At 65.7% G+C, this 21,864-nt stretch carries 19 protein-coding genes; 14 read left to right on the plus strand and 5 right to left on the minus strand.

What is annotated here, in order from left to right:
* The first annotated feature begins 17 nt into the window (after positions 1 to 17).
* On the plus strand, positions 18 to 1,037 hold the full coding sequence (locus tag CA260_RS07390; protein WP_111981923.1) for an extracellular catalytic domain type 2 short-chain-length polyhydroxyalkanoate depolymerase: 1,020 nt from the start codon (positions 18 to 20) through the stop codon (positions 1,035 to 1,037).
* Positions 1,038 to 1,218: 181 nt separating this feature from the next.
* Positions 1,219 to 4,521 carry a hybrid sensor histidine kinase/response regulator gene (locus CA260_RS07395; RefSeq protein ID WP_111981925.1) on the plus strand — a complete coding sequence of 1,101 codons (3,303 nt, stop codon included), beginning with the start codon at positions 1,219 to 1,221 and terminating at the stop codon, positions 4,519 to 4,521.
* Between the two features lie 368 nt (positions 4,522 to 4,889).
* Here the strand turns inward: CA260_RS07395 and CA260_RS07400 are convergent, their stop codons facing one another.
* Complete coding sequence (locus CA260_RS07400; protein WP_111981927.1) at positions 4,890 to 5,546, minus strand: response regulator transcription factor; 657 nt, start codon at positions 5,544 to 5,546, stop codon at positions 4,890 to 4,892.
* A 131-nt stretch (positions 5,547 to 5,677) separates the two neighbouring features.
* Between CA260_RS07400 and CA260_RS07405 the strand changes: the two genes are divergently transcribed.
* The 3 genes from CA260_RS07405 to CA260_RS07415 all read left to right on the plus strand — a co-directional run bounded on the left by CA260_RS07405 (position 5,678) and on the right by CA260_RS07415 (position 8,745).
* A complete protein-coding gene (locus CA260_RS07405) occupies positions 5,678 to 7,540 on the plus strand; it encodes a D-(-)-3-hydroxybutyrate oligomer hydrolase (RefSeq protein WP_238149638.1) in 1,863 nt (620 codons plus the stop codon).
* 116 nt (positions 7,541 to 7,656) lie between these two features.
* Positions 7,657 to 8,163: a peptidylprolyl isomerase gene (locus tag CA260_RS07410; protein ID WP_111981935.1), complete on the plus strand. Its 507-nt coding sequence runs from the start codon at positions 7,657 to 7,659 to the stop codon at positions 8,161 to 8,163.
* 153 nt (positions 8,164 to 8,316) lie between these two features.
* Complete coding sequence (locus CA260_RS07415) at positions 8,317 to 8,745, plus strand: YidB family protein (protein WP_111981941.1); 429 nt, start codon at positions 8,317 to 8,319, stop codon at positions 8,743 to 8,745.
* Between the two features lie 53 nt (positions 8,746 to 8,798).
* Here CA260_RS07415 and CA260_RS07420 read toward each other — a convergent pair whose 3' ends face one another.
* Positions 8,799 to 9,056: a GlsB/YeaQ/YmgE family stress response membrane protein gene (locus tag CA260_RS07420; protein ID WP_038619608.1), complete on the minus strand. Its 258-nt coding sequence runs from the start codon at positions 9,054 to 9,056 to the stop codon at positions 8,799 to 8,801.
* A 248-nt stretch (positions 9,057 to 9,304) separates the two neighbouring features.
* On the opposite strand from CA260_RS07420, the gene CA260_RS07425 reads away from it, so the two are divergent.
* Together CA260_RS07425 and CA260_RS07430 are read left to right on the plus strand one after the other, a co-directional pair.
* Positions 9,305 to 10,504 carry an aminotransferase class I/II-fold pyridoxal phosphate-dependent enzyme gene (locus tag CA260_RS07425; protein ID WP_111981947.1) on the plus strand — a complete coding sequence of 400 codons (1,200 nt, stop codon included), beginning with the start codon at positions 9,305 to 9,307 and terminating at the stop codon, positions 10,502 to 10,504.
* A gap of 75 nt (positions 10,505 to 10,579) precedes the next feature.
* Entirely contained in the window at positions 10,580 to 11,566 is a 987-nt protein-coding gene (locus tag CA260_RS07430) for a malate dehydrogenase (RefSeq protein ID WP_111981952.1), read from the plus strand.
* Between the two features lie 101 nt (positions 11,567 to 11,667).
* Here the strand turns inward: CA260_RS07430 and CA260_RS07435 are convergent, their stop codons facing one another.
* Both CA260_RS07435 and CA260_RS07440 read right to left on the minus strand, forming a co-directional pair.
* A complete protein-coding gene (locus CA260_RS07435; protein ID WP_238149639.1) occupies positions 11,668 to 12,141 on the minus strand; it encodes a YybH family protein in 474 nt (157 codons plus the stop codon).
* A gap of 73 nt (positions 12,142 to 12,214) precedes the next feature.
* Positions 12,215 to 13,237 carry a MerR family transcriptional regulator gene (locus CA260_RS07440; RefSeq protein WP_111981956.1) on the minus strand — a complete coding sequence of 341 codons (1,023 nt, stop codon included), beginning with the start codon at positions 13,235 to 13,237 and terminating at the stop codon, positions 12,215 to 12,217.
* Between the two features lie 117 nt (positions 13,238 to 13,354).
* On the opposite strand from CA260_RS07440, the gene CA260_RS07445 reads away from it, so the two are divergent.
* The gene (locus tag CA260_RS07445; protein ID WP_111981958.1) at positions 13,355 to 13,696 is read left to right on the plus strand and encodes a hypothetical protein; all 342 of its coding nucleotides are present in this window, start codon (positions 13,355 to 13,357) and stop codon (positions 13,694 to 13,696) included.
* A gap of 128 nt (positions 13,697 to 13,824) precedes the next feature.
* The gene (gene prpE, locus CA260_RS07450) at positions 13,825 to 15,714 is read left to right on the plus strand and encodes a propionate--CoA ligase (RefSeq protein WP_111981960.1); all 1,890 of its coding nucleotides are present in this window, start codon (positions 13,825 to 13,827) and stop codon (positions 15,712 to 15,714) included.
* 18 nt (positions 15,715 to 15,732) lie between these two features.
* Here prpE and CA260_RS07455 read toward each other — a convergent pair whose 3' ends face one another.
* Positions 15,733 to 16,947 (minus strand): citrate synthase family protein, encoded by a 1,215-nt coding sequence (locus tag CA260_RS07455; RefSeq protein ID WP_111981966.1) that lies wholly within the window; start codon positions 16,945 to 16,947, stop codon positions 15,733 to 15,735.
* Between the two features lie 140 nt (positions 16,948 to 17,087).
* Between CA260_RS07455 and prpB the strand changes: the two genes are divergently transcribed.
* The 5 genes from prpB to CA260_RS07480 all read left to right on the plus strand — a co-directional run bounded on the left by prpB (position 17,088) and on the right by CA260_RS07480 (position 21,863).
* On the plus strand, positions 17,088 to 17,978 hold the full coding sequence (gene prpB / locus CA260_RS07460) for a methylisocitrate lyase (protein ID WP_202864042.1): 891 nt from the start codon (positions 17,088 to 17,090) through the stop codon (positions 17,976 to 17,978).
* Between the two features lie 73 nt (positions 17,979 to 18,051).
* Positions 18,052 to 19,197, plus strand: a complete 1,146-nt coding sequence (gene prpC / locus CA260_RS07465; RefSeq protein ID WP_111981976.1) for a bifunctional 2-methylcitrate synthase/citrate synthase — start codon at positions 18,052 to 18,054, stop codon at positions 19,195 to 19,197.
* 450 nt (positions 19,198 to 19,647) lie between these two features.
* Entirely contained in the window at positions 19,648 to 20,631 is a 984-nt protein-coding gene (locus tag CA260_RS07470; RefSeq protein ID WP_111983054.1) for a hypothetical protein, read from the plus strand.
* 132 nt (positions 20,632 to 20,763) lie between these two features.
* Positions 20,764 to 21,183, plus strand: coding sequence for a hypothetical protein (locus CA260_RS21310; RefSeq protein ID WP_238149640.1), 420 nt, complete (start codon positions 20,764 to 20,766; stop codon positions 21,181 to 21,183).
* Positions 21,180 to 21,863, plus strand: a complete 684-nt coding sequence (locus CA260_RS07480) for a C39 family peptidase (protein WP_111981981.1) — start codon at positions 21,180 to 21,182, stop codon at positions 21,861 to 21,863. The genes CA260_RS21310 and CA260_RS07480 overlap by 4 nt, the downstream gene beginning before the upstream one ends.
* The last annotated feature ends 1 nt before the right edge of the window (position 21,864 follow it).

Raw genomic sequence — 21,864 nt, forward strand, 5'->3', positions numbered from 1 at the left:
TGATCAAGGAGATGCGCATGCGTTGCTTCACTGGGCTGATGGCTGTGTTACTGATGCTGACTGGCATTGCCCGCGCCGACGATGCACCGCGATTGCCCTCGTTGAAGCTCGACCCGGCACGCGTGGCGGTAGCGGGACTGTCTTCGGGCGGCTATATGGCTACGCAGGTACAGATGGCGTATCCCGAATGGTTTCCGGCGGCGGCGATCGTCGCCGCCGGACCGTTCGGATGCGCCGCGGGTCGCCTCGATCTCGCGCTGAGCACGTGCATGAAGGGCGTACCCGCACCGGACGCGGCTGCCTTGGCCGCCAGGGCGAAAGATCGTTCGGCCAAAGGCGACATCGGCGCGTTCAAGTATCTGGCACACGGGCGTGTGTATCTGCTGCATGGCAAGGACGATGCGCTCGTGTCGCCCGTGGTGGCAGAGGCCGGCGCGCGTTTCTATGAAGCGCTGCGTGAGGGCGACCCCACCTTGAAGAACTTGCAGGTCACCAACGATGGCCATCGCGCCTTCGCGCACAACCTGCCGATTGCCGCAACGGGCGACGATTGCGACAAATCGGTATCGCCGTACCTCGGCCACTGCGGTTTCGATGCCGCGGGAGAAATATTCGGCCGCCTGTTCGGCAAGGCACCGCGTGGTGCGAATGAGGCAAAGGGCGAACTGCGGCGCTTCAATCAGGATGCATACCGGCCCGACGGTGCCGATGCGTTTCTCGCCGCGGAGGGCTACATCTATCTGCCGCCGGACTGCGTCGCCGGCAAACGCTGCGGACTGCTGGTCGCCTTCCACGGCTGCAAGCAGAACGCCGATGCGGTGGGCGAGGCGTTCGTGAAGGATGCGGGCTTCAATCGCTGGGCGGACGCCTACGACGTGGCCGTCCTGTATCCTCAAACCCGCGCGAGCACCGCGCCCATGAATCCGCAGGCATGCTGGGACTGGTGGGGATACTCGGGGGAACACTACGACAGCCGCCAGGGCGTGCAATTGCGCTGGCTGATCGGTGCTGTCCAGGCGCTCGGACTTCGCCATTGACTCCCTCTCCCCGCCGGGGAGAGGGCTGGGGTGAGGGGCGGGTGCTCGCGTTGAAGTGTCGATGTGCGAAGCGCTCGCTTTTCTTCCTTGGGACTGCTTGCGGCACGGTTGCAGTACTGAGGCAAGACTGGCCCCTCACCCCAACCCTCTCCCCGGAGGGGAGAGGGAGTGATATGCACCCATGCTGACCGCCAGCACCATCACCCTCGCCGCGCTCGTCTGGCTTGGTCTGCTGTTCGGCGTCGCCGTGCTCGGCGAGAAGCGCCCGCACCTGTTCGAGCGCCGCTGGGCGGTGATCTACGCGCTGTCATTGGCGATCCACTGCACCTCGTGGACCTTCTACGGCACGGTCACGCAGGCCAGTCGCTCGGGATGGTGGCTGCCGCCGACGTTCGTGGGCGCGATCCTGATGTATGTGTTCGCCATCGCGGTATTGCGACGACTCGTGCAGCTGGCGCGCGATTACAACGCGGGTTCCCTGGCCGACCTTATCGCCGTGCGCCTGGGTCGGCACACAGGTCTTGCGGCCCTGGTGACGGCAGTGGTGCTGATCGGCATCGTGCCGTACATCGCACTGCAGCTGAAAGCGGTAGCGATGAGCTACGGCATGCTGAGCCGCGGCCAGTTGTCGGAAGCCGACCCCTGGCAGGACAGCGCACTCTACGTCGCCTTGCTGATGGCCCTGTTCGCGATGCTGTTCGGCACACGGCGCGCATCGGTGATGGCGCACAACCGCGGCCTGGTGCTGGCCATGGCGTTCGAGTCGCTGTTCAAGCTGGGCGCGATGCTGGCGCTTGGCACGCTCGTGTTGTCGCCCGCGAGCCGCACGCTGATCGCCAGCGCCGGCACGCAGCACGACAGCACGGGATTTCCGGCGCTCATCCTGCTCGGCGCACTGGCGATGTTCACGCTGCCACACCAGTTCCACGCAGGCGTGGTCGAGTGCCGTGACGGTTCGCACCTGCGTACCGCGCGTTGGCTGTTCCCGCTGTACATGCTGCTGATCTCGCTGCCGATCCTGCCGCTGGCGCGGCTGGGCGATGCATGGCTCGGCCCGGGTGGCGTGCCATCGGATCTTTACGTGCTGGCCTTGCCGCTTGCCCGTGGGCAGCACGGCCTGGCGTTGGTGGCGTTTCTCGGCGGACTCAGCGCGGCCACCAGCATGGTGGTTGTGGCGACGCTCGCGCTGAGCCTGATGATCGTCAACCACTTCATTGCGCCGCTGCGCGTGCGGGCGGGCTGGGGCCGCGATGAACGCGGCGACCTGCGCGGCGAGGTGATCAACCAGCGTCGCGTGGCCATTCTTGCGGTGATCCTGCTGGCCTGGGGCTATAGCCGCGTGCTGGCGCGCAACGACGCGCTGGCCGATATCGGTGCGATTTCCTTTTCCGCATTGGCCGGCCTCGCTCCTGCATTGCTCATCGCCGTCTATCGCCCGCAACTGGGTGCACGCGCCGTGGCGGCGGGCCTGGCCGTTGGCACGCTGGTCTGGCTGTATGTGCTGCTGCCGACCATGCAATCGCACGGCCCGGCGTGGTGGCACGAAGGACCGCTTGGTTTGGCGTGGCTCGCGCCGGATGGGCTGTTCGGCCTGGACGACTGGAGTCGTCTCGGGCGAGCTGTGGTGCTGAGCCTGATCGCGAACGTTGCCGTCGTGCTGGCCGTGGCCGGCTCGCGTTTCGGCCGCGCGATGCGGTCGGTGAGTGTGGGCGATATCGGCCTGCCGGAACTGCGGGCGCTGGCGACGCGATTTCTTCCGCCGGAGCGCGTGGCGCGCCTCTTCGATGATGCGGCGCCGAAAGGTGTGGCGGGTGGCACGCGTATCGCCGCGGTGGAACACGAACTGGCGGCCGTCATCGGCGCATCGTCTGCGCGTTTGCTGCTGGAAGTGGTGCGACAGCAACGGCGCGACGAGATCGACACCGTTGCGGCGATCGTGGGCGAGGCCGCGCAGGACCTGCGCTTCAACCAGCGTGTGCTCGAAGCGGCATTGGAGAACATGAGCCAGGGCATCTGCGTGGTGGATGCCGAGCTTCGCCTGGTGGCTTGGAACCGGCGCTACGCCAGCCTGTTCGATTACCCCGCCGAACTGCTGCACGTGGGTCGCCCCGTGGCGGATCTCACGCGCTACAACGTCGATCGCGGCATGATCGGGCCTGGCGAATCCGAGTCGCGCGTGCAACGCCGGTTGACGCACATGCGCGCGGGCACGCGGCATCTGTCGGAGCGGCGCTTTCCCGATGGCACCATCGTGGAAATTCGCGGCAACCCCATGCCGGGTGGCGGATTCGTGGCGACCTTCACCGACGTCACGGCGTTCCGGCAGGCTGAAGACGCACTCAAGCGCGCGAACGAGACGCTGGAGTTGCGCGTGACCGAACGCACGCAGGCATTGGCCGCGGCGACCGCGGACGCCCAGCGCGCCAACCAGGCGAAGAGCCGTTTTCTCGCCGCAGTGAGCCACGACCTGATGCAGCCGTTGCATGCCGCGCAATTGTTCGCCCATACGTTGGCCGAGCGCGGCAACGATACGAATACGGCGCGGCATCTCCATGGCGCGCTCACCGCCACCGAAGGCCTGCTTGCCGGTCTGCTCGACATGGCGCGACTGGAGGCAGGACGTCTGCAGGCGCAGCCGCGCGACTTTCCCCTGGCGGATGTGTTCGATCCGCTGGCGGCGGAATTCCAGGCGCTGGCTGGTGATCGCGGTATCCGATTCGATGTGGTCGGCAGTGGACAGTGGGTGCACTCCGATCCGCAGCTGCTGCGCCGTGTGTTGCAGAACTTCCTCTCCAATGCACTGCGTTATGCCGAGCAGGGGCGTGTGTTGCTCGGCGTGCGCATGCAGGGCGAGTCCTTGCGTTTGCAGGTGTGGGACAACGGTCCGGGCATCGATCCGGAAGAGCAGCGCTCGATCTTCGAGGAGTTCCGCCGCGGCAGCACGGCCGGCGGACAGGGCCTCGGTCTCGGGTTGTCCATCGCACAGCGCATGGCGGCCTTGCTGGGTCATCCCATCGGACTGCGATCGTGGAGCGGGCGCGGCAGCATGTTCGAGCTGCGTGTGCCGCGGGCGAATCCGCTGCCTCGCGACGCCGTAACGCCGATCGAAGCCCAGCCACTGCCGGCCGGCCGCGCCCTGTTGCTGGACAACGAACCGGCGGCTCTTTCCGCGTTGAGCGTGCTGCTGTCGGGCTGGGGCTGGCAGGTACACGCGGCACGCACGATGGAGCAGGCGCAGTGCGCGCCGTGGCGTCCCGACGTGCACATCTTCGACTACCACCTCGACGCGGGGCGCACCGGGTTGGACGTTCTGCACGAACTGGGCGAAGACGCGCTGGGCGTACCCACCCTGATCCTCACCGCCGACCGCGACGGTGAACTGCGGCAACGCCTGCTCGATCGAGGCATCGGCGTGTTGTACAAGCCGTTGAAACCGCTGGCGCTGAGGCAGGTGCTGCAGCGGGTGGCAGTGGGAAGGTGGTGAGGGTTTCGCGGTCCGTGATCTTTTGTCGGTGTGCCTGAGGCTTGCAGATGCAAGCGGCGGTGTGTCGCTGCTTAGGGTGTCGCGCACAGGGTGCGCTCCCACAAGCGTCAGTGAAGGTGAAGGGCTCGCCTTTGTTGTAGGAGCCCGCCCAGTGGGCGACCGCAGAGTGACGTCGTCACCGCTCCGTAGGCTTATCGCGCACTGGCTGCGCTCCTACAAAGATCGGTGAAGGTGAAGGACTCGCTTTGTTGTAGGAGCCCACCCAGTGGGCGACCGTGGCGCGATGGCGTGTCCGCTCCGTCGGCTTATCGCGCACTGGGTGCGCTCCTACAAGGGATCTGTCGCGCGCGACGCGAAGACGCCCTCCGCTACAACCTCACCGAATCCGCCAGATCCAGCGATCTCAACAGCACGCCGGCTTGCGTGCGGTTGCGCACGCCGAGCTTTTCGAAGATGGCGGTGACGTGTGCTTTCACCGTGCGTTCCTGGATGGTCAGCCGGTCGGCGATCTGCTTGTTGAGCAGGCCTTCGCCGAGCAGGGCGAGCACGCGATATTGCTGTTCGGTGAGCCGCGCGAGTCGTGCGGCGAGATCGATATCGACGGGATCGGCGGGCAGGGCGGCGACGCGTTGGGCGAGGCCTGGCGGCAGCCAGCGGCCGCAATCGAGCACATGGCGGATGGCTTCGGCGATCTCGTGCGGGCTGGCGCTCTTGGGAATGAATCCCGCCGCGCCGTGGTCGAGTACACGGCGCACGGTGCGCGGCTCGTCGTGCGCGGAGACGACCAGTACCGCCACGCTGGGATGCTGCCCGCGCAAGGTGGCGAGGCCGGACAAGCCCTGGCTGCCCGGCATGTGCAGGTCGAGCAGTACGAGATCGGTGTCCGGATCGCCGGCGAGGGCGTCGAGCACGCCGGCCAGATCGGCGGCTTCGCTCACCACGCAGCCGTCGACGCTTGCGTTGGCGGCTTGGCGCAGCGCAGCACGAAACAGCGGATGGTCGTCGGCGATCAGCAGGCGTGTCATGGCCGCCGACGTTAGCGGGGCCAAAGGCCTGCGTCGAGATCAGAAAGTCACGTCCTCACCCGGTGGCGACCGCTGCTGTGCTGGACTTTCGTACGATGGTAGGGGCGAAATCACTTGCTATGGTGGACGGCATGACCAGACGCCTTCCCCGATGGATGCTGCTGCTCGCGCCGGTGCTGGCATCGTGCGCGTCCGCACCCATGACCAAGGAAACCGGCATGCATGCCCCCGATTTCGTTCGCGGCGAGGTTCGCGTCACCGAGCACCGAGGCGACGACGACCTTCTCAGCGCGGGGCTCGGGCTGGCCGGCCTGGCCGGCACCCAGTCCACGTTCGCGTCCCTGTCGAAGCCGACCGCGGCCGAATTGCGTCGGCGCGCGATCCAGACAAGCTGGAAAGGCATCGCCGATCTCGGGCCGCTCGGCGGCTTCGGCAAAGTGTATGGCGCCGTGCCGAACGTGCCGGGGCGCGAGTACCAGGCTTTCGCCTGGATTCCGGGCGCGCAGTCGCCGCATCGCGTGTTGTTGCAGGTGCCCGACGGATTCGATCGTGCGCGACGCTGCCTGGTGGTCACTGCATCGTCCGGTTCGCGCGGCGTGTATGGCGCCATCGCGCTCGCCGGGGCCTGGGGCCTGCCACGCGGCTGTGCCGTGGCCTATACGGACAAGGGAACCGGTGCGGGCTATTTCGACCCGGCCGATGACACGGGCGTCGCGCTCGACGGCGGTCGCGCCAAGCGCGGAACGGCGACACTGGAATTCGAACCCGCCTCCGTGCAGCACGGAAACATTGCCGTGAAGCATGCTCATTCGGGCGACAACCCGGAGGCTGATTGGGGACGCCACGTGCTGCAGGCGGCGCGCTTCGGCTTGGCGATGCTGGATCGCGCGTTTCCCGACCAGGCACCGTTCACCGCGCAGAACACGCGCATCATCGCGACCGGCTTGTCCAACGGTGGTGGCGCGGTGCTGCAGGCCGCGGGCCTGGACGATGATCGCGTGCTGGCTGGGGTGGTCGCATTGGAGCCGAACGTGCGCGTGCCTGATCAGGGCCGCGCGTTGTTCGACTACGCCACCGAAGCCTCGCTCTGGTTGCCCTGCGCACTGGCCGACCCACGCTTTGACGGTGCGCCCCTGGCGCGCACGCCCAAGGGCGAGGTACCGCCGGCCTGGGCACAGCGTTGCCACCAGTTGCATGAGCACGGCCTGGTGTCCGGCACCCGCGTGGCGGCGCAGGCCAGCGAAGCTTACGAACATTTGCGCGCCGGTGGCTGGACCGATGAAGCGATGACCACGGCGGCTTCGACCACGGCCTTCGATCTGTGGCGCGCCGTGACGGCGGCCTATGCCTCCGCCTACATGCGGCGCGGCGCCGACGATATGCCCTGCGGTTTCCACTACTCGGCCATCGGCGCGAAAGGTGTGCCTGGCGTAGCCGACCCGGTGGTAAGGGCCGGGTGGTGGGCGGACGCGTCGGGCATTCCCCCGGGCAATGGCGTGGGCTTGTTCGGCGGTACCGATCATTCGGCCGATGCCACGCTGCCGGGCGCCCGCTGCCTGCGTGCGCTGTGGGAGGACAACGAAGCAAGCACAGAGGCCCTGCGCGACGGCGTGGCGGCTACTGCCGTGAAGCCCGCGCGCGCCAGCCTGCCGGTATGGGTGGTGCATGGCGCCGCCGACGGCTTGTTGCCCACGGCGTTCACGTCCGAACCCTACGTGGATTGGCTGCGAGGCAAGGGTGGGCACCCGCTGTATTGGAAGGTGCCCTACGCGCAGCATTTCGATGCGTTCCTCGCATTGCCCGGTTTTGGCGACAAGCACGTGCCGCTCCTACCTTATGGATATGCGGCGCTGGATCGCCTTTGGGCCCATCTCTATGACGGCGCACCGTGGCCCGCCGTGGTGCCCGTGCCGACCCCGCAACCCCGCGGCAGCGGCGAGCTGACCAGCGCCTCGCTCGGCATGCCGGCGGCCTGGACGCTGGGGCCCAAATAAACCACTGTCTTAACTGCAAGCCAGCGGAGACCTGCACATGACGCCGCCTGGGTTATCCTTGCGAACCCGCAGGCTGACCTCGGCCTGCGCGCTGCCTATGTGAACAAGGAAACCCGATGACCATCAACGTCACCATGACCACCAACCGCGGCCCCATCCATCTGCGCCTGCACGATGACAAGACCCCGGTGACGGTGGCCAGCTTCGTCAACCTGGCGCGTCGCGGCTACTACGATGGCCTGTCGTTCCATCGCGTGATCGCCGATTTCATGGTCCAGGGTGGTTGCCCGGAAGGCAGCGGCCGTGGCGGCCCGGGCTACCGCTTCGAGGACGAGTTCGATCCCTCGCTGCGTCATGACAAGCCGGGCGTGCTGTCGATGGCCAATGCCGGTCCGCGCACCAACGGCAGCCAGTTCTTCATCACCCATGGCGCCACGCCGTGGCTGGACGGCAAGCACAGCGTGTTCGGCGAAGTCGTGGGCCCGGAAGACCAGGCGGTGGTCGATGCCATCCGCCAGGGCGACACCATCGAGAAGGTCACCGTGGAAGGCGACGTGGACGCGCTGCTCGCCGCCAAGGCCGACCGGGTCCAGGAATGGAACGCGGTGCTCGACCAGCGCTGAGTTCGTTCGCCCGATGTGAAGAAGCCGCCGCTCGCGAGAACGGCGGCTTTTTTTATGGCCGCTGTCATGGTGATGCGCCCGACGCCGGCCTAGAATCGAAGGGCTCCAGTCCGCACCCGGTGTGCGTCATTCCATTCGCAAGGAGATGTGGTCATGTCATTCCTCAATGATCTGCTCGGTGGTGCCCAGGGCGGCCAGGCCGGTGGTTCGTCGCTGGTGTCGATCGCAGGCCAGCTGATTGAAAAGGCGGGCGGTATCCAGGGCCTGGTGTCCATGCTGCAGCAGCATGGGCTGGGCGAGGCGGCGCAGTCCTGGGTGGGCACGGGCGCCAACCAGCCGGTATCCGGCGACCAGTTGGGCCAGGCTTTGCAGAACGGCGGATTGGGTTCGCTGCTGCAGGAAGCGGCGGGCAAGCTGGGCGTCGACCAGAACCAGTTGCTCGGCCAGCTCTCGCAGGTGCTGCCGCATGCGGTGGACCATCTCACCCCGGACGGCCAGGTGCCGGCGCAGGGGCAGGGCGGTTTCGACCTGGGTTCGCTCGCCTCGCTGGCGGGCAAGCTGTTCGGCGGCAGCGCCGCCTGATCCCGGGTTTTCAAAGGCCCGGCGGCGCACGAAGCACCGCCGGGGCAAGCCTGTCACGCGGTGGCGTTGCGCCGGAACAAGGCGTGGTAGATGACCAGCAGCACTACCGCGCCGCCGATCGACCCGAGGAAATGCACGAAACCGGTCTCGCCCCACCACCCCAGCTTTTCGCCGATGTAGGTGGAAATGAATGAGCCGGCGATACCGAGGATGGCGGTGATGATGAACCCCATCGCTTCCTTGCCAGGCGTCAGCGCCTTGGCAATCACACCTACGACCAGACCGACAATGATCACCCAGAGCCAGTGCATATTCGTATGTCCTTGGTGAGTGTTCGTAAGGTTTCCTGAGCTGTCCTGCCGGGCGGCCTCCGGCCAGCCCGTTGCCCCTTTCTCCGCCGTGCCGGCCAGGTCCAGTCGGCCGGGCCATCATGCGCCCGCCCGTGGGCATACGCACGTGTCCGGTCGGCGTAGGGGCCGACCATGGGATAAGGGGATGACGCGCCGCCGCATGCTAAAATCGCCGGGTTTGCTGTCTTCTCGCCCACCCAGAGGAAGTCATGCCCCAGCTTGCCCAGCGTGTCGGCCGCGCCAAACCCAGCGCGATCATGGTCATCGCCGAGAAGGCCAAGCAGCTCAAGGCTGCCGGCCGCGACATCATCAGCTTCTCCATCGGCGTACCGAATTTCCTTCCTGGCGAGCATGTGTACGCCGCCGCACGCGAAGCGCTCCAGCACGACTCCGGGCAATACGGCAGCAATCGCGGCGCCGACGCGCTGCTCGATGCCTTCCTGGTACATATCGAGAAGCTGGGCTTCAAGGGTTATGGCCGTCTGAACCTGTCCATCGGCATCGGCGCCAAGCAGGTGCTGTACAACCTGGCCGAGGCGTTGATGGACGAGGGCGACGAGATCGCCTTCGCCGCACCGTACTGGACCACCTATCGCGACATCGCCGATATCGTCGGCGTGAAGGCGAACGTGATGCACTGCGGCCCGGACCAGAACTACAAGCTGGTGCCCGAGCAGCTCCAAGCCGCATTGGCACGCAAGCCCAAGGTGTTCCTGTTCAACAATCCGTCCAACCCGACGGGCATGGTCTATACGCGCGATGAAATCGCCGCGCTGGCCGACGTGCTGGTGAAGTACCCGGACACCTGGATCGTCACCGACGACATCTACAACTCGATGGTGTTCGACGGCATCGGCTACCACAACTTCGTGCATCTGAAGCCGGAGCTGAAGGACCGCCTGATCTTCGTCGACTCGGTGTCCAAGACCTACGGCATGCCGGGCTGGCGCGTGGGCCTCATCGCGGGCCCCGAGAACGTGGCCAAGGCCATCACCACGCTCAACTCCAACCACATCACCAGCGTGCCGGAAGTGATCACCGCCGCGGCGGTGGCTGCATTCGCCGGCCCGCAGGACGTGCCCGAAGCGAAGTGCAAGGAGTTCGCCGGCAAGCGCGACGTCGTGGTGAACGCGCTGCGCGCGATTCCCGGCGTCGTGTGCCCGTATCCGCAGGGCGCGTTCTACGCGTTCCCCGATATTTCCGTGGCCTTCGGCAAGAGCCACAACGGCGTGCGTATCGAGAGTGATGTCGATCTGTGCGCCGCGTTGCTGGAAGCCAAGGGCGTGGCCTGCGTGCCGGGCTCGGCCTTCGGCGAGGCGCGTGCCATGCGCATTTCCTATACCTGCCCGACCGCACAATTGCAGCCCGGGCTGGAACGCATCCAGGCGTTCTTCGCAGAACTGACCTGATGGTCTTGGGGCCCGCATCCACTGGTTGCGGGCCTTGTCTTTAGTTAGTTAGCCCAAGTTGAAGGAGTCTCCCCGATGAAAGCCCCTGTTCGTGTTGCCGTTACCGGCGCTGCCGGCCAGATCGGTTACGCCCTGCTGTTCCGCATCGCCGCGGGCGACATGCTGGGTCCGGACCAGCCGGTGATCCTGCACCTGCTGGAAATCACCCCGGCGCTGCCCGCGCTGCAGGGCGTGGTGATGGAACTCAACGACTGCGCGTTCCCGACGCTGGCCGGCGTGGTCGCCACCGACGACGTCAACGTCGCCTTCAAGGATGTCGATTACGCACTGCTGGTCGGCGCGCGTCCGCGCGGCCCGGGCATGGAGCGCAAGGATCTGCTCGAAGCCAACGGCGCCATCTTCGGCCCGCAGGGCAAGGCACTGAACGATCACGCCAAGCGTGACGTGCGCGTGCTGGTGGTCGGCAACCCGGCCAACACCAATGCGCTGATCGCCCAGCAGAACGCCCCGGACCTGGATCCGAAGTGCTTCACCGCGATGGTCCGCCTCGACCACAACCGTGCGCTGTCGCAGCTCGCCGAGAAGACCGGCAAGCACAGCACCGACATCAAGAAGATGACCATCTGGGGCAACCACAGCTCCACGCAGTACCCGGACCTGCACCACGCCACCGTCGGCGGCAAGCCGGCGCTGTCGCTGGTCGACCAGGCCTGGTACGAGAGCGACTTCATCCCGACCGTGCAGCAGCGCGGCGCGGCCATCATCAAGGCGCGTGGCGCTTCCTCGGCCGCGTCGGCTGCCTCGGCCGCCGTCGATCACATGCGCACCTGGGCGCTGGGTACCGCGGAAGGTGACTGGGCCTCGATGGGTATCCCGTCCGATGGTTCCTACGGCATCAAGCCGGGCGTGATCTACGGCTACCCGGTGACCGTGAAGAACGGCAAGTACGAAATCGTGCAGGGCCTGGAAATCAACGATTTCTCGCGCGCCCGCATGGATGCCACCGACAAAGAACTGCGCGAAGAGCGCGCCGGCGTCGAGCACCTGTTCGCCAAGAAGTAAGCCGGCTTACGCCGGTACGAAAAGGGCGGCCTGGGCCGCCTTTTTCTTTGTGGTCGCGTGGCATCGCAATCCGGCACAACGCCAACGATCGGATGGTGGGTTCAGCTGCTGTGATCGAGCACGATCTTCCAGCCGGCCGATGTGCGCTCCCACAGCAGCGAATACACGCCATCGTCCTTGGCTGCGCTGCCGTGTGCAGTGCGGTCCAGATGAAAACGGCCCGTGACCATCGCATAGGCCGCCTGACCGTCGGCGCAGGGCAGCAGACGCACCTCGATGTCCGAGTACGAAAGCGTGCCCATCTGTTCCTTCGACGCGTAGTTCTTCTTGTAATTCTCGAGAATGGGGCGATAGCCCTTGCGGATCTTCGAGCCGATGAAGGTCGTGTCCGGCGCGTCCTTGTAGGGCTGCATGAAGGCATCGATGTCACCGCGATTCCACGCCGTCTGCTGGTCGGTCATGATCTGGCGGATCTGCGTCGCATCGTCCGTGGCGCTGCGTGCCATCGGCGCGACGATGGCCAGCGCCACCACCAGCATCCATCCGCCCAGTCGTGAAAGTTTGCGGTGTCGCATGTCGTCCCCTCGCATGAATGAAAGCGCGCCTCCAACCTAGCACGTCGACATGGATGGGGGCGCGCGTCGCTTCTCACTGGAGTGGCTGGTGGGTCCACGCTTCGCGCAGATAAGCGATAAGGGTTTCGTCCACCGCGCTGCCTCGACGCAGATCCGGCTCCTTGGCATACGCCTCGCGGATGCGTTCATGGGTGGATGGATCGTCACCCGCATAGGCACGGAACAAGGTCATCCAGCGCTGCGCCAACACCTGCACGTGAGGATCGTCGGCGGGGCGGTTCTCCGCCATGACCTTGCGCAGTTCGACGATCAACGCAGGCCAGTCGTACATCTGGTGGCCGTAGTTCGCACGCACGCGCTGCATCTCGTCCTCGTCCAGGTAGCGCGCGAAGATGGCCAGTCGCGCCGATATCACGGCCTGTTCCACGAAGCGTTCCAGCGCCTTGGAAATACGACTGAGCTCGCGCATCTGCGGTTCCTGCTCGTTGATCGCATGCAGCCGCAGCAGGAACGCGGGGTTGTTGCCCGTGCCGCGTTCCAACATGGCCATCCAGCGCAGGGCGAGCAGATGGACGTCCGCATCGTCGACGGTCGCTCCGCGATCCATCGCGGACTGCACGGCGGTGACGAGCGCGCTCCATTGCGGCAGCACGTCCGGATCGGTGTGCAGCGGCAGTGTCTTCAGTTCTTCGGGGGAGAAATATTTTTCGTAGAGCGACATGGTCTGCAGGGTCTCCAGCCAATCGGCAAGGTCGGGGGCCTGTCCGGTGTCCAACTGGGCGCGCAGGCGCCCCAACTGGCTGCGCAGGCGGCTGGCGTTGGCGATCTCGTGATCGAGCTGGGCGATCTGGCGATCGATCACCTCGGCCAGCGGCGCCTGCGGCCCGGACAGGGCGGTTCCGATGTCGGCCAGCGGCAGGCCCAGCTGGCGCAGGGCCTGGATACGGTGCAGGCGTTCGATATTGGCCCGGTCGTACAGCCGGTAGCCGGCAGCGGAGCGCAGCGAGGGCACCAGCAGGCCGATGGCGTCGTAGTGATGCAGCGTGCGGACGGTAAGTCCGCTGCGCTTGGCCAATTCGCCGACCGTCAGTTCCATGGTGATGTCCTCGTTGCGTGCCGGGCACTCTGGGGGCTCACGCGACGTGAGGGTCAAGCCTCTCCGTCGGGTGGCGCTTCATGGTTAAATCTGGCGATCCTCGACTGGAATGCCGACATGAAGCAACTCTTTGCGATCGCCGCCTGCTGTGCCCTGTTGACCGCCTGTGGCGGCACCCACGGCCTGCGTGACACCACGCCCAAGATGAGCAGCCGCACCAACAAGGACATCCCGACCTACCTGGAATGCGTGCGTGCCAAGTGGGCGGAGACGGCCGAGGCCAGCGCCTCGCACAAGGACCAGTCGGGCATGGTGTCGGCGAACGACAAGGCCGGTGCGCATGAGCTGGTCGAAGTGACCGCCGATGGCACGGGCGCGCAGGTGATGATGTACGAAACCCAGGACATCAAGAAGGACTACAACTCCGCCTATCGCGACGCGGCAGTTTCCTGCCTCTGACGGACCAGGCTGCGTGGTCGCCCGCTGCGGCGATCACGTGGGGCACGACTCGACCAAGGTCGCAAGGCCCGTTTCGCGCTGCTGAACTAGGCTAGATCCGGTCAGCAGCCTGAGCCGAGGTGCAAGCGATGCGCTACGAGGATTTCTACCAGCGTTCGGTGGACGAACCCGAAGCCTTCTGGGCCGAACAGGCCGAGCGCATCCACTGGCAAACGCCGCCCCGGCAGATCCTCGATACCTCTCGCCTGCCGTTCCGCCGTTGGTTCGTCGGTGGCACCACCAACCTCTGCTACAACGCGATCGATCGGCACTTGGAAGAGCGCGGCGGACAGCTGGCGCTGGTGGCGATTTCCACCGAAACCAACATCACGCGCGAACTCACCTATCGCGACCTCTATCGCGAAGTGAACACCTTCGCCGCCGTGCTCGCCTCGCTGGGCGTGGGCAAGGGCGATCGCGTGGTGATCTACATGCCCAACATCGCCGAGGCGGTGTTCGCGATGCTCGCGTGCGCACGCATTGGCGCCATCCACTCGGTGGTGTTCGGCGGCTTCGCGTCGCACAACCTGGCGCTGCGCATCGACGATGCGCGGCCCGCGTTGCTGATCGCGGCCGATGCCGGGATGCGCGGTGGCAAGGTCATTCCGTACAAGCCGCTGGTCGATGCCGCGCTGGAAGAGGCGACGCACAAGCCACCACATGTGCTGATCGTCGATCGTGGCCTGGATCCGCAGATGACGCGCGTCGCCGACCGCGATCTCGATTACGCCAGCCTGCGCGCGTCGTACGAAGGCGCGGAGGTGCCGGTCGCCTGGCTGGAATCGAACGAGCCCAGCTATCTGCTGTACACCTCTGGCACCACGGGCAAACCGAAAGGCATCCAGCGCGATGTGGGCGGCTACGCGGTGGCGATGGCCTTGTCGATCCGCACCGTGTTCGACATCGCGCCGGGACAGGTGATGTTCTCCACCTCCGACGTGGGCTGGGCGGTGGGGCATTCGTACAACGTCTACGGACCACTTATCGGTGGCGCCACGTCGCTGCTGTACGAAGGGCTTCCCACGCATCCCGATCCAGGCATCTGGTGGCAGCTGTGCGAGCGTTACGGCGTGCGCACCATGTTTTCTTCGCCCACCGGCATTCGCGTGCTGAAAAAGCAGGACGCCGGTTGGCTGAAGAAGTACGACCTATCGGCACTGAAATGGTTGTTCCTGGCTGGCGAGCCGCTGGACGAGCCGACCGCGCACTGGATTACCGAAGGCCTCGGCGTGCCGGTGATCGACAACTACTGGCAGACCGAGACCGGCTGGCCGGCCATCACGCTGATGCCCGGCCTCGATCTCAAGCCGGTGAAATTCGGCTCGCCTGGTTTGCCGAGCCCCGGCTACCGCATGAAGGTGATCGACGAAGGCACCGGCGAAGAACTGCCGCCACAGCAGAAGGGCGTGCTGGTGTTCGTGCCGCCGCTGCCGCCGGGCTGCCTCACCACGGTGTGGGGCGACGACGAACGCTACGTCAACAGCTACTTCAGCCATTTCAACGAGCTGCTCTACAGCTCGCTGGATTGGGCGATACGCGACGAGAACGGCTACACCACGATCCTCGGGCGCACCGACGATGTGATCAACGTGGCCGGGCATCGCCTGGGCACGCGTGAGATCGAGGAGTCGGTGTCGACCCATCCGGCCTGTGCGGAAGCGGCCGTGGTCGGCGTGCAGGACGAATTGAAAGGGCAGGTGCCCGTGGTGTTCGCCACGCTCAAGCAGGGCGTTTCCGAGCCATCGGCCGAGGTGGCGCGAGGGATGCAGCAACGCGTCGTATCGCAGCTGGGTGGCGTGGCCAAGCCCGCGCGCGTATATGTGGTCAACGCCTTGCCCAAGACGCGTTCGGGCAAACTGCTGCGCCGCTCGCTGCAGGCGCTGGTGCAACACACCGATCCCGGCGACCTTTCGACGCTGGATGATCCCAATGCGCTGGAAGAAGTGCGGCGCGCGCTGGAGCGGGGCTCCGACGTCTGACGCACCGCGCGTCGTGCGTCAGTCGCGCCGGCCGGGCAGGGTCCCGGCGTAGTTGGCGCGCGGGCGGATCAATCCGCCGTAATCCTGCTGCTCCAGTGCATGCGCCAGCCATCCGGCCATGCGTCCCGCCGCGAACAGCGACAGGGCCGCATGCGGCCCGAGTCCGTACAGCGTGGCGATGGCGGCGAGCGCGAAATCGAGGCTGGGCTGGCGGCCGACGCTGTCGTGCACCGCATCGACCAATTGTCGGATGCGCGCCAGTCCGCCCAGGCGCGGACGCCTATCGTCGAGCACGCGCAACAGCAGTGCGGCGCGCGGATCGCCATCGGGATAGAGCGGGTGCCCGAAGGCGGGCAATTCGTCGCCGCGACGCAGGCGCTCACGCACGTGGTCGGCGGGGCGACGATCGCGCTGCGCTTCCTGGATCAGCGCATAGGCACGGGCGGCGGCACCACCGTGTTGCGGTCCCGACAACGCCGCCAATCCCGCACTCACGGCCGAGTGCAGGCTGGCGCCGGTGGAGGCAGCCACGCGCGTGGCGAAGGCGGAAGCGTTGAGTTCGTGGTCGGCGCACAACACCAGCGTGCTGCGCACGATCTCGGCGAGGCCTTCGTCGCCGGCATGCCAGCTTTCCGCCATCACGCGATGGATGGGGTGATGGCTGGGACGCGTGCCGCACAGCAGGGCCGCCGTCTCGCGTAGCAGCCGTGCCGCGCACTCGCGTCGCTGCTGCGGCTCCAGGCTGTGGGTGTAGGGCGAGGTGAGCGCGATCAGCGGCAGCGCGGCCGCCGTGCGTTCCTGTGGCGGCACATCGTCCCGCCGCATGAGCAGGGCCACCGCGCCCGGCCAATTGCGCGGCGGCATGGTGGCGAACGGGTCGCCTTCGCCGCCCCATAGCAGGCGCGCCACGTCTTCCAGGCTGGCGCCTTGGGTGGCCAGCGCGATGGCCGATTCGCCGCGGTAATAGTGGCCGTTGGGCCGGATCAGCGAGATGCGCGTCTCCAGTACCGGCAGGCCCCAGGTAAGGCTGCGCGCGGCGGCCTTCGCCGCGCCGCGACCCGCCTGGCGCCGTTCGATCAGCCGCTCGATGTCGTCGGCGAGGTACTCGCGGCTGCGTCCGTCGGCGCCGGGCCGCGAATCGATCTTGCCCCGGCTCACATAGGCATAGAGGGTGGCGGCGCTCACGCCAAGGCGCGTGGCGGCTTCCTGGGCGGAAAGATAATCGGCTCGCATGCCGACATATTGATCCTATGGATCAAGATTGATCAATACATCGCCCAATGACAGAGTGTCTGCCGCGCCCTGGCGCCTGCTGCGCCGCTACATGGCGTAGTCATCGCATCACCTAGAATACGAGGTTTCGGAGAATCACCATGTCCCATCCCGAATCTGCCGGCGCGCGCTTCCGCGCCGCCGTTGCCGCCGAAAGTCCCCTCCAGGTGATGGGTGCCATCACCGCCTACGCCGGCCTGATGGCCAAGCGTGTGGGCTACAAGGCGCTGTACCTCTCCGGTGGTGGCGTTGCCGCCAACTCGCTGGGCATGCCGGACCTTGGCATCTCCACCATGGAAGACGTGCTCACCGATGCACGCCGCATCGTCGATGCGACGCACATGCCGTTGCTGGTCGACATCGACACCGGCTGGGGTGGCGCGTTCAACATCGGTCGCACCATCCGCTCGTTCATCAACGCGGGCGTGGCGGCCGTGCATATCGAGGACCAGGTCGGCCAGAAGCGCTGCGGCCATCGCCCGGGCAAGGAAGTCGTGCCCACCGACGAGATGGTCGACCGCGTGAAGGCCGCCGTGGACGCGCGCACCGACGACCAGTTCGTGATCATGGCGCGCACCGACGCGGCGGCGGTGGAAGGCATCGATGCCGCGATCGATCGCGCCTGCGCCTATGTCGAAGCCGGCGCGGACATGATCTTCCCCGAAGCGATGAAGACGCTCGACGACTACCGCCGCTTTCGCGCCGCGGTGAAGGTGCCGATCCTCGCCAACCTCACCGAGTTCGGCTCCACGCCGTTCTTCACCACCGATGAGCTGCGCACCGCCAACGTGGACATCGCGCTGTACTGCTGCGGCGCCTATCGCGCGATGAACAAGGCTGCGCTGAACTTCTACGAGACGGTGCGCCGCGAAGGCACGCAGAAGAACATCATCGACACGCTGCAGACGCGCGCTGACCTTTACGACTTCCTCGGCTATCACGCCTATGAGGACAAGCTCGACAGCCTGTTCGCGAACCAGAAGAAGTCCTGACCGGCCAACCCCATTCGCCGGGCCGCGATGAAACGCGACCGGCCAGTTCGAATGCATTGAGGAGACGTATCCGATGAGCGAGCAAACCCTTCCCAAGCCCAAGAAATCCGTCGCGCTGTCGGGTGTGGCTGCAGGCAACACCGCGCTGTGCACGGTGGGCCGCAGCGGCAACGATCTGCATTACCGCGGCTACGACATCCATGATCTGGCCGCCAAGGGCTGCTTCGAGGAAGTGGCCTACCTGCTGGTGCACGGCGTGCTGCCGAACTGGGCGGAGTTGAATGCCTACCGCGCCAAGCTCAAGCGCCTGCGTGGCCTGCCCGCGCCGGTGAAGAGCGCGCTGGAGCTGCTGCCGGCCGCCACGCATCCGATGGACGTGATGCGCACGGGTTGCTCGGTGCTGGGCACGGTGCTGCCGGAGAAGGACGACCACAACATCACTGGTGCGCGCGACATCGCCGACCGCCTGATGGCCAGCTTCGGTTCGATCCTGCTGTACTGGTTCCATTTCAGCCACAACGGCAAGCGCATAGAGACGGAAACCGACGACGAGTCGATCGCCGGCCATTTCCTGCATCTCCTGCACGGCAAGAAGCCGAGCGACCTGCATGCGCATTCGCTGGACAAGTCGCTGATCCTCTACGCCGAGCACGAGTTCAACGCATCGACCTTCACCGCCCGCGTCATCGCCGGTACCGGTTCGGACATGTACTCGGCCATCACCGGCGCCATCGGCGCGCTGCGTGGTCCCAAGCATGGCGGCGCCAATGAAGTGGCGATGGAGATCATCGCGCGCTACCGCAATGCGGCCGAGGCGGAAGCCGATATCCGCGCCCGCGTCGAGCGCAAGGAGATCATCATCGGTTTCGGCCACCCGGTGTACACCGTGTCCGATCCGCGCAACGAGATCATCAAGGAAGTGTCGCGCAAGCTCTGCACCGAGGGCGGCAACCCGACCCTGTTCGACGTGTCGGAGAAGATCGAAAAGCTGATGTGGGAACAGAAGAAGATGTTCCCGAACCTCGACTGGTTCAGCGCCAGCGCGTATCACATGATGGGCGTGCCGACGGCCATGTTCACGCCGCTGTTCGTGATCGCCCGCACCTCAGGCTGGAGCGCGCACGTGATCGAGCAGCGCATCGACGGAAAGATCATCCGTCCGAGCGCGAACTACACCGGTCCGGAAGACCAGGCCTACGTGCCGATCGAAAAGCGCTGATCAGTCACTCGCTTGTCACGAAAGAAGGGAGCCACGCGGCTTCCTTCTTTTTTCCTTAACTTTCGTTGCGGTTCAGGAGCCTGTACGACATTGCTATCGTTTTGTATGCATGGGTGTAAAGCATTTGCTACACCTTTATCGCAGCGCGGCTTTTGCAGCGAAACGCGGCGCAAGCTGCTGATTCTCCAGTCGATCCCGGAATGCCCGCCTCGCGCGCTCTATACCCGGCTTCTTATCGGCTGTAACGGCGGTGAATCAGCTTCGTCTCCTGAAAGCTGACTGACAGCGCGGCTCAGAGCCAAGGAGTCTCTTCAAACGACTGATTTCGCTGGGCGCCCGTGCATGAACAAGCACAAGGGCCCGGTGGCACGCATGTTGCGTTCAACACATGCTGGATTCTGCAACACCAGCAATACAGGGGGTCACCGCATCGTTCCAGGAGTAATGACCATGCGTAAGACTCTAATTGCGACCGCGATCGTGCTGGGATTGGGATTGGCACTTCCCGCCTTCGCGGATGACACGGACAACTCAGGCAATTCAGGCGCAATCACCAGTACCAGTACCAACTCAAGTACTCATTCCAACACCAACTCGAGCACGCATACCAAGACCTTCACGGATGCGTTCAACTCGGGCGACGCAGCTTCTGCCGGTGCGGGCACTGCGGCTGCCAACAACGGCGGCATGGCAACCGCGTCATTCTCTGATGCGTTCAACAGCAGCACTGCTGTTGCCAGCAGCGATCTGAGCGGCACCGTCAGTGACGTATCGGTGAGCAACATCGGCAACTACGCCACCAACAACGGCAACGCCAATGGCGGACGTGGCGGAAGTGGCGGACGTGGCGGAAGCGGCGACGGTGGCAAGGCCGTCGGCGGCAATGGCGGACGTGGCGGATCGGGCGGTGACGCCCTCTCGGCGAGCGGTCGCGCAGGCGGCAGCGGTGCATCGAGCGGCGATGCCGGCGGTGCGTCCCTTGCGGGCGGCGGCAGCAGTGATGGTGACAACTACGCCAGCGCTCATGCACGCGCTCGCGGTGCTGGCACCAATACCAGCACGTCGACCGGTGGCACCGGCTCATGGGCTGGTGGTTCCGGCACGGCAGGTGCTGGCACCGGAACCAGCGGCAGTGCTTCGGCAACCGGCGGCACCAGTGGCAGCTCGTCGAGCATGGCGGGTGCCGGTGGCGCAGGCGGTGCGGGCACCGGCGGAACCGGTGGCGCGGGCACGGGCGGCGCAGGCGGTGCGGGCGGCGCAGCGGGTGCAGGCGGCACGGCTTACGCCACCACGGGTGCGTTCGACATGTCGAACCAGATGAACGGTTCGGCGTCTGCTGCGGCGGGCGTGTCGATTCTTGCCCAGAACAGCGGCGCAGCCTCGTTGGTACAGCAGAGCGTGAACGTTCAGGCCAACCTGAACTTCAGTCACTAAGTGTGAGGAGTCCGTGCACGGTGGGGCATCGGCCCCACCGTGCGCGGTGCTGCAAGGCGGCCGTCTTCAGGGACGACTGATGGATACGAGCTTCGATCGAATGGGTGCCTGCGCGCCCTGGGAGATTGTGCCGTGCGATCCTTCAACTGGATGCTTGGACTCGCCGTATGTTGTGCCCTGGCGGCACCCACGGTGCTTTGCGCGAGCGATGCGCAGATTCCTCCGGCGTACCTCGCCGACGGCTCGGACTCGCCGATAGCCGTCTATATCGCCGCGGCCCGGGTCGACGAGCAGAGTGCGCCGCAAGACCTTGGTGCGAGCGTGGACAACGCTACCCTGGCCGATCTCAGCGGCGGCACCTTGATCTGGCAGGACACCAACTTGAGCGGCACGGTGTCCAACAATAATGTCGATCATGTGTTGACCGGCGACAACGTGATCACCGGCAATTCCTTCAGCGGCGCCACCGGTTTTCCGACGGTGATCCAGAACTCGGGCAACAGTGTGCTGATCCAGAACGCCACTGTACTCAACGTCCAGTTCCAGCCATGAACAAATGGGCGGCGCTGTGCATCCTGATCGCGGCGCTGCCGCTGGAAGGGCGCGCCACGACGCCGGTCGCGGTGGCCGGTGGCACGGGCATGTACACCGTGCATCTGACCAGCGTGAAGGAAGCGCGCTACAAGGCCACCATCCACCAGAAATACGACTTCAGCTGCGGCTCGGCCGCCGTGGCGACGCTGCTGACCTACCAGTACGGCTACCCGGTGGACGAACAGGTCGCGTTCGAGCAGATGTACACGCACGGCGACCAGGCCAAGATCAACCGCGAGGGTTTCTCGCTGCTGGACATCAAGCGTTTTCTCGAGGCGAACGGGTTCCAGGCGGATGGCTACAAGGTGCCGCTGGACAAGCTTGCCCAGGAGAAACTGCCCGCCATCGTGCTGATCGACGAAAAGGGCTACCACCATTTCGTGGTGGTGAAGGGCATGCGCAGCGGTCGCGTGCTGGTGGGTGATCCCGCGCGCGGCACGCGCGTGCTGTCCGAGACCAGGTTCATGTCGATGTGGAAGAACGGCCTCGTCTTCGTCATCCACAACCGCCGGAACCTGGCGGTATTCAACAGTGCGAACGATTGGAAAGTGGCGCCTGGCGCACCTGTCAGCGACGTCATCGATCGCAATGGCCTCTACAACCTGGTGATGCCCAAGAAAGGGCCGGACGATCTCTAGG

It is taken from the genome of Dyella jiangningensis (assembly GCF_003264855.1).
GTDB classification, from domain to species: Bacteria; Pseudomonadota; Gammaproteobacteria; order Xanthomonadales; family Rhodanobacteraceae; genus Dyella; species Dyella jiangningensis_C.

Bases quoted from the DNA above. Each gene is read 5' to 3' on its own strand.
- CA260_RS07390 (WP_111981923.1), top strand. From the start codon at position 18: ATGCGTTGCTTCACTGGGCTGATGGCTGTGTTACTGATGCTGACTGGC.
- CA260_RS07395 (WP_111981925.1), top strand. From the start codon at position 1,219: ATGCTGACCGCCAGCACCATCACCCTCGCCGCGCTCGTCTGGCTTGGT.
- CA260_RS07400 (WP_111981927.1), bottom strand. From the start codon at position 5,546: ATGACACGCCTGCTGATCGCCGACGACCATCCGCTGTTTCGTGCTGCG.
- CA260_RS07405 (WP_238149638.1), top strand. From the start codon at position 5,678: ATGACCAGACGCCTTCCCCGATGGATGCTGCTGCTCGCGCCGGTGCTG.
- CA260_RS07410 (WP_111981935.1), top strand. From the start codon at position 7,657: ATGACCATCAACGTCACCATGACCACCAACCGCGGCCCCATCCATCTG.
- CA260_RS07415 (WP_111981941.1), top strand. From the start codon at position 8,317: ATGTCATTCCTCAATGATCTGCTCGGTGGTGCCCAGGGCGGCCAGGCC.
- CA260_RS07420 (WP_038619608.1), bottom strand. From the start codon at position 9,056: ATGCACTGGCTCTGGGTGATCATTGTCGGTCTGGTCGTAGGTGTGATT.
- CA260_RS07425 (WP_111981947.1), top strand. From the start codon at position 9,305: ATGCCCCAGCTTGCCCAGCGTGTCGGCCGCGCCAAACCCAGCGCGATC.
- CA260_RS07430 (WP_111981952.1), top strand. From the start codon at position 10,580: ATGAAAGCCCCTGTTCGTGTTGCCGTTACCGGCGCTGCCGGCCAGATC.
- CA260_RS07435 (WP_238149639.1), bottom strand. From the start codon at position 12,141: ATGCGACACCGCAAACTTTCACGACTGGGCGGATGGATGCTGGTGGTG.
- CA260_RS07440 (WP_111981956.1), bottom strand. From the start codon at position 13,237: ATGGAACTGACGGTCGGCGAATTGGCCAAGCGCAGCGGACTTACCGTC.
- CA260_RS07445 (WP_111981958.1), top strand. From the start codon at position 13,355: ATGAAGCAACTCTTTGCGATCGCCGCCTGCTGTGCCCTGTTGACCGCC.
- prpE (WP_111981960.1), top strand. From the start codon at position 13,825: ATGCGCTACGAGGATTTCTACCAGCGTTCGGTGGACGAACCCGAAGCC.
- CA260_RS07455 (WP_111981966.1), bottom strand. From the start codon at position 16,947: ATGCGAGCCGATTATCTTTCCGCCCAGGAAGCCGCCACGCGCCTTGGC.
- prpB (WP_202864042.1), top strand. From the start codon at position 17,088: ATGTCCCATCCCGAATCTGCCGGCGCGCGCTTCCGCGCCGCCGTTGCC.
- prpC (WP_111981976.1), top strand. From the start codon at position 18,052: ATGAGCGAGCAAACCCTTCCCAAGCCCAAGAAATCCGTCGCGCTGTCG.
- CA260_RS07470 (WP_111983054.1), top strand. From the start codon at position 19,648: ATGCGTAAGACTCTAATTGCGACCGCGATCGTGCTGGGATTGGGATTG.
- CA260_RS07480 (WP_111981981.1), top strand. From the start codon at position 21,180: ATGAACAAATGGGCGGCGCTGTGCATCCTGATCGCGGCGCTGCCGCTG.